Below are 5,316 nucleotides of genomic sequence, written 5' to 3'. Positions count from 1 at the left end.
CCCCCGGCGCCGCCCGCGCCCTTGTCGTCCTGCTGCCCGGCCCCGCCGTCGCCGCCACTGCCGCCCGAGCCTCCGGGCTGGTCGGTCGGCTGATCGGTGGGCTGGTCGGTCGGCTGGTCCGTGGGCCCGTCCGTCGGCGCGGTCCTGTCGCCCGAGTCCCCGCCGGGGCCGCCGTCGTCGCCCGTGCGGTCCTGGTCCGGTGCGCCGGTCCGCCCGCGGTCCTGGTCCTGGTCCTGGCCGCCCGAGCCGCCGCTGTCGCCCCCGCTGTCCGAGTGGCCGGGCGAGGGGGTCTGCGTGGGGGTCTCGTCGCTGCCCCCGCCGGACGACCCGCCCCCGTGGAAGACGTCGGTGATCGAGGTGCCCTTGCCGCCGGAGACGTTCTGGCCGGAGACCGCCTCGTAGAGGGTGATCCCGCCGACCGCGATCACGAAGACGAGCAGGGCCGGCAGCAGCGTCCGCTTCCAGCCGCGCCACCGGGTGCCGTGCGTCGTGGCCTCGTTGAACTCCCCGCTCGGCTGCAGCTCCGTCGCGAGCGTCGGGTCGAACAGCTGCGTCTCGCCGGTGTGGCCGGGGAGCGGCATCCGCCGCGTCCGCGGCTTCGCCTGGACGGCGGCGTCCTTGATCTGCTCACCGGTCCTGCTGAACAGGTGCTGGAAGATCGGCCCCCCGCTGGTGGCGAGGAGGCTCATGACCCCCGCGCCGATAAAGGTGCCGTACACACCGAGCTGACCGGCGAGGAAGGCGGCGATGACGGCGGCGACGGCGCTGCCGAGAACCTGGGTGAGGCTCAGGTCAATGCGCTTCTCCTTCTTGCCACCCTCCTCCCGCGTGTCCGGCTCCGCATGTCTTTTGTCCTTATCGTTCATTTACCGCCCCTGATCGCACACTCCAACCACTGTGCACGAATACGGGACTTTTCCGCGAAGCCAATGGTTCCGCTTCACCGGGTTCTGTGAGCCTCACCACCCTCACTAACCAGGCGAAATGGACTTCTGGGGCGTCAACTCCCTTATCCCGGAGCAACTTCGGCGGCGCGCCGGTCCACCCGGGTGGCCCTAATGGAGTAGTGTGACGAGCCCTGGTCCCGGTTCTGGACCGGCGCAGGCTGCTCGCGGCGATCACCCTGGTCACCGTGCGTTGTGAGGAGGTAACCGTGCCATGACGGTGGTACTGGGCAGTGCCGAAGGCCGCCCCGGCACCCCGAGCAACTCGGCAAGGTTGTGGCAGGCTGCACCCGGGCAGGCCACACTCGTCTAGCGGGAGCAGCGACGCACGTGACGTCGGCAGGCACCACCCGGGAGGTCCCCATGCCCGAACTGCGTGTCGTGGCCGTCAGCAACGACGGCACACGACTGGTGCTCAAGGCTGCCGACAGCACGGAATACACGCTTCCGATTGACGAGCGGCTGCGCGCCGCCGTCCGGAACGACCGCGCGCGGCTCGGCCAGATCGAGATCGAGGTGGAGAGCCACCTGCGGCCCCGGGACATCCAGGCGCGGATACGGGCCGGCGCCTCCGCTGAGGAGGTCGCTTCGCTCGCGGGCATCCCGGTCGACCGCGTGCGCCGCTTCGAGGGCCCGGTGCTCGCGGAGCGCGCCTTCATGGCCGAGCGCGCGCGCAAGACCCCGGTGCGCCGCCCCGGCGAGAACACCGGCCCGCAGCTGGGCGAGGCCGTCCGGGAGCGGCTGCTGCTGCGCGGGGCCGACAAGGACACCACGCACTGGGACTCCTGGCGGCGCGACGACGGCACCTGGGAGGTGCTGCTCGTCTACCGCGTCGCGGCCCAGCCGCACTCGGCGACCTGGACGTACGACCCGCCGCGCCGCCTGGTGCAGGCCGTGGACGACGAGGCGCGGGCGCTGATCGGCGAGACCGACGACACCCCGGAGCCGAGCTTCCCGTTCGTCCCCCGGATCGCCCGGCTGCCGCGCGAGCGCGGGGACCGCGGCGAGCGGCCGGAGCGGGACGGCAGGTTCGACCGGCCCGAGCTGGAGCCCGCCGCGCTCGCGCCCCCGCCGCCCGGTGCGGACGACGGGGCGGAGCCGGGGTCCGGCCCGGCCGCCGACTCCGGCGAGGAGTCGGACTCGCTGACCAGCCTGCTGGAAGCGGTGCCGAACTTCCGTGGCGACATGGTGGTGCCCGAGCAGGCCCCGCAGCAGGCCCCGCCGGCGCGGGAGGAGCCCGAGGAGCGCGAGGAGGCGGACGGAGAGGCCGAGCAGGAGGCGGAGGCCGTGGAGCCCCCCGCACCCGCCGCGAGCGCGGGCTCGGCCTATGCGGACGTGCTCATGCCCCGCTCGGTCGGTACGCACCGCGACCGGCTCAAGGGCAGCACCGACCGGCAGGCGGAGGCGGACGGCGTCCGTCCGGGCCGCCGGGCCGCCGTGCCCAGCTGGGACGAGATCGTGTTCGGGACGCGCCGCAAGAAGGAGTGAGCGAGCCGGATGCTTCCCGCACGGCGTGCCGTGCGGGAACGATCCGGCGAGCACCGGGGCCGCCGCGCTGCGCGGTGTACCCGGCACCGGGGCTGCGCCTCCCGGCCCGCTCCCCCACGCTCTTCAAGCAGGGGGGACCCGTATGGCACCCGCGGACCGCGACGCGTCAGCAAGGGCCGGCCCCGGCCCGGCACGCCCCGCAGGACACGGCTCAGCCCGTCTCCGGACCGGTGGCCACCGGTCGGGAGCCGTCGGCGACCCACTGGCTCCAGGAGCCGACATAGAGCGCGGCGTCGATACCGGCCAGCTCCAGGGCCAGCACCTGCTGCGCGGCGGACACCCCGGAGCCGCAGTAGGCGCCGACCTCCGTCTCGGGGGCGGCGCCCAGCGCCTCGAAGCGGCCCGCGAGGGCCTCGGCGGTGCGGAAGGTGCCGGAGTCCGTCAGATTCTCCGTGGTGGGCGCGGAGACGGCGCCGGGGATATGGCCCGCGACCGGGTCGACGGGCTCCGTCTCGCCCCGGTAGCGCTCCGCTGCGCGGGCGTCCAGCAGCAGGCCGCGCCGGGCGAGCTCGGCGGCCCCCGCCGCGTCCAGCACCCGCATCCCGCCGGGCCGGGGCGTGAAGTCGCCGGCGCCCGGCTCGGGGGTGTCGGTGCTGAGCGGCAGCGCTCCCCCGCCCTCGCCCTCCCGGTACTCCGTCCAGGCCGCCAGCCCGCCGTCCAGCACCCGCACGTCCGGGTGCCCGGCCCAGCGCAGCAGCCACCAGCAGCGGGCCGCCGCCCAGCCGTCGCCCGGCCCGCCGCCGTCGTAGGCGACCACGCGGCGGTCCGCGGTGACCCCTGCGCGGCGCATGGCAGCCGTGAACACGTCCGGATCGGGCAGCGGATGACGCCCGGTCCCGGGCGCGGCCGGCCCCGCGAGCTCCGTTTCCAAGTCGATGTAGACGGCGTCCGGCAGATGGCCGCGCCGGTACTCCCCCAGGCCGGAGGGGCCGCCCATGCGGTAGCGCACGTCGAGGAGCACCGGGTTCCGGCCTGCCGCCAGGTCGCCTGCGAGTTCCGTTACGGAGATGATGGCACTCATACCGCCATCTTCGCGCAGCGGCGGCGCGGCTCGCGCGCCCGGCAGCGCGCACCGCCCGCGCCGGTGGCCGGACACCCGCGGTGGAAAACGCCGCGCGGGTGGGAGCGCCGCGCGACAGGTGGTGCAAGCATCTGCACTGGCAACGGCAACTGAGTCAGCGCGGCCACGGCAACGACGCCGAGGCGTATCCACTGTACGACCGCATCGATGATGGTCCCAAGGAGCGAGGCAGATGACCGAGGCAGCCACTCGGCAACGGCGCAGTCCGGGAGCACCCGCATGGGCGAGCCTGATGGTGCACCGGCTGGATTCCAGCAAGGAGTTCTACTCCCAGCTGTTCGGTTGGGAGTACCGTGCCGGACCACAGCAGCTCGGCCCGTACGTACGCGCTGTCACGGGCGGGCACGAGGTCGCCGGGCTGGGCGAGAAGGCGTCGGGGCGGCAACTGCCCGTCGCCTGGCTGCCGTACATGGCGAGCGAGGACGCGGACGAGACGGCGATGCTCATCCGGGAGCACGGCGGCACCGTCGCCGTCGGCCCGCTGGACGCCGACACGGCGGGCCGGATGGCCATCGCCTCGGACACCCTGGGCGCCCCCTTCGGGGTCTGGCAGGACGCGGTGTATCCGGGCCTGGGCATCGCACCAGCGGGCGTCATGGGGGCGCCCGTCTGGTTCGAACTGGTCACCCGTGAGACGTCGTCGGCGGTGAAGTTCTACCAGACGGTGTTCGGCTACGACGCGGAGGCGGTCGTCTCCGCCGAGCTCGACTATCTGACCCTCTACCGGGACGGGGTGGCGGTCGCCGGGATCCACGGGGTCGGCCAGTCGCTCCCCCGCGACCGGGGGCCGCACTGGCAGACGTACTTCTCCGTCCGGGACGCGGACACCGCCGTGCACGAGGTGGCGGACCTGGGCGGACACGTGCTGCACGAGCCGCGGGACTCACCGTACGGGCGGCTGGCGACCGTCGTGGACCCGGAGGGCGCGCAGTTCAGTGTGATCCGGACCGAGCGCGACCTGCGCTGAACCGGGGCGGCGGCGCGGCCCGGCCGCTCCCCGGGGCCGGGGCGGACGGCTCGGAGGGGCCCGGCCTGGGCGCGCCGCCCGCCGGGCCCCCGCCGTCCACCGGCAGCACGTCGGGCGAGAGCGCGCCCGCGCCGGCCGCCGCGGCCGTCAGCCGCCGGCGGTGGTGGCGCCGGCACAGCACCTCGTAGCCGACCTCGGCGCGCGCCTCGCCGACATCGCCGACGACCACCTGGGCGCCCTCGACGACCATCCTGCCGCCCACCGTGCGGGCGTTGTGCGTGGCCCGCGCGCCGCACCAGCACAGCGACTCGACCTGGAGCGTCTCCGTCCGGTCGGCCAGCTCCATCAGCCGCTGGGAGCCGGGGAAGAGGCGGGTGCGGAAGTCGGTGGCGATGCCGAACGCGTAGACGTCGAGGCCCAGGTCGTCCACGACCCGGGCCAGCTGCTCGACCTGCTCGGGCGAGAGGAACTGCGCCTCGTCGACGATCACATAGTCCGTCCGGCCGCCCGCGGTGAGGTGCTTGACGAGGTGGGCGTGGAAGTCGAGGTCCTCGGCCACCTCGACGGCCTCGGCGACCAGTCCGAGCCGGGAGGAGAGCAGGCCCTCGCCGGCGCGGTCGTTGCGAGTGAAGATCATGCCCTGCAGTCCGCGGGCCGAGCGGTTGTGCTCGATCTGGAGCGCGAGTGTGCTCTTTCCGCAGTCCATCGTTCCGGAGAAGAACACCAGCTCTGGCATGGGAGTTCGGCCTTTCATGGCGTGAGCGGGGCGGGAACGG

The 5,316-nt window shown here is 74.2% G+C and carries 5 protein-coding genes; 2 read left to right on the top strand and 3 right to left on the bottom strand.

The genetic code is table 11. The features are described 5' to 3' along the window. Window positions 1-866: PT domain-containing protein (locus G5C65_RS30615; RefSeq protein WP_165302308.1), on the bottom strand; the 866-nt coding region annotated here is incomplete at its 3' end. A gap of 441 nt (window positions 867-1,307) precedes the next feature. On the opposite strand from G5C65_RS30615, the gene sepH reads away from it, so the two are divergent. Then, a complete protein-coding gene (sepH, locus tag G5C65_RS30610) occupies window positions 1,308-2,432 on the top strand; it encodes a septation protein SepH (RefSeq protein ID WP_165302307.1) in 1,125 nt (374 codons plus the stop codon). A 211-nt stretch (window positions 2,433-2,643) separates the two neighbouring features. Here sepH and G5C65_RS30605 read toward each other — a convergent pair whose 3' ends face one another. Further along, the gene (locus G5C65_RS30605; protein ID WP_165302306.1) at window positions 2,644-3,513 is read right to left on the bottom strand and encodes a sulfurtransferase; all 870 of its coding nucleotides are present in this window, start codon (window positions 3,511-3,513) and stop codon (window positions 2,644-2,646) included. Between the two features lie 232 nt (window positions 3,514-3,745). Here G5C65_RS30605 and G5C65_RS30600 point away from each other — a divergent pair, with 232 nt between their 5' ends. Continuing rightward, window positions 3,746-4,540: a VOC family protein gene (locus tag G5C65_RS30600; RefSeq protein WP_165302305.1), complete on the top strand. Its 795-nt coding sequence runs from the start codon at window positions 3,746-3,748 to the stop codon at window positions 4,538-4,540. Here G5C65_RS30600 and G5C65_RS30595 read toward each other — a convergent pair. Next, entirely contained in the window at window positions 4,506-5,276 is a 771-nt protein-coding gene (locus tag G5C65_RS30595; protein WP_165302304.1) for a thymidine kinase, read from the bottom strand. The genes G5C65_RS30600 and G5C65_RS30595 overlap by 35 nt on opposite strands. Between the last annotated feature and the right edge of the window lie 40 nt (window positions 5,277-5,316).

This window comes from Streptomyces boncukensis, assembly GCF_011045075.1.
GTDB classification, from domain to species: Bacteria; Actinomycetota; Actinomycetes; order Streptomycetales; family Streptomycetaceae; genus Streptomyces; species Streptomyces boncukensis.
The sequence above is the reverse complement of the archived record's forward strand: the minus strand, read 5'-3'. Positions and strand labels throughout refer to the sequence as shown.

What these genes read in the sequence shown, in the direction of transcription:
- G5C65_RS30605 (WP_165302306.1), bottom strand. Translation starts at nt 3,513, where the DNA reads ATGAGTGCCATCATCTCCGTAACGGAACTCGCAGGCGACCTGGCGGCA.
- G5C65_RS30600 (WP_165302305.1), top strand. Translation starts at nt 3,746, where the DNA reads ATGACCGAGGCAGCCACTCGGCAACGGCGCAGTCCGGGAGCACCCGCA.
- G5C65_RS30595 (WP_165302304.1), bottom strand. Translation starts at nt 5,276, where the DNA reads ATGCCAGAGCTGGTGTTCTTCTCCGGAACGATGGACTGCGGAAAGAGC.
- sepH (WP_165302307.1), top strand. Translation starts at nt 1,308, where the DNA reads ATGCCCGAACTGCGTGTCGTGGCCGTCAGCAACGACGGCACACGACTG.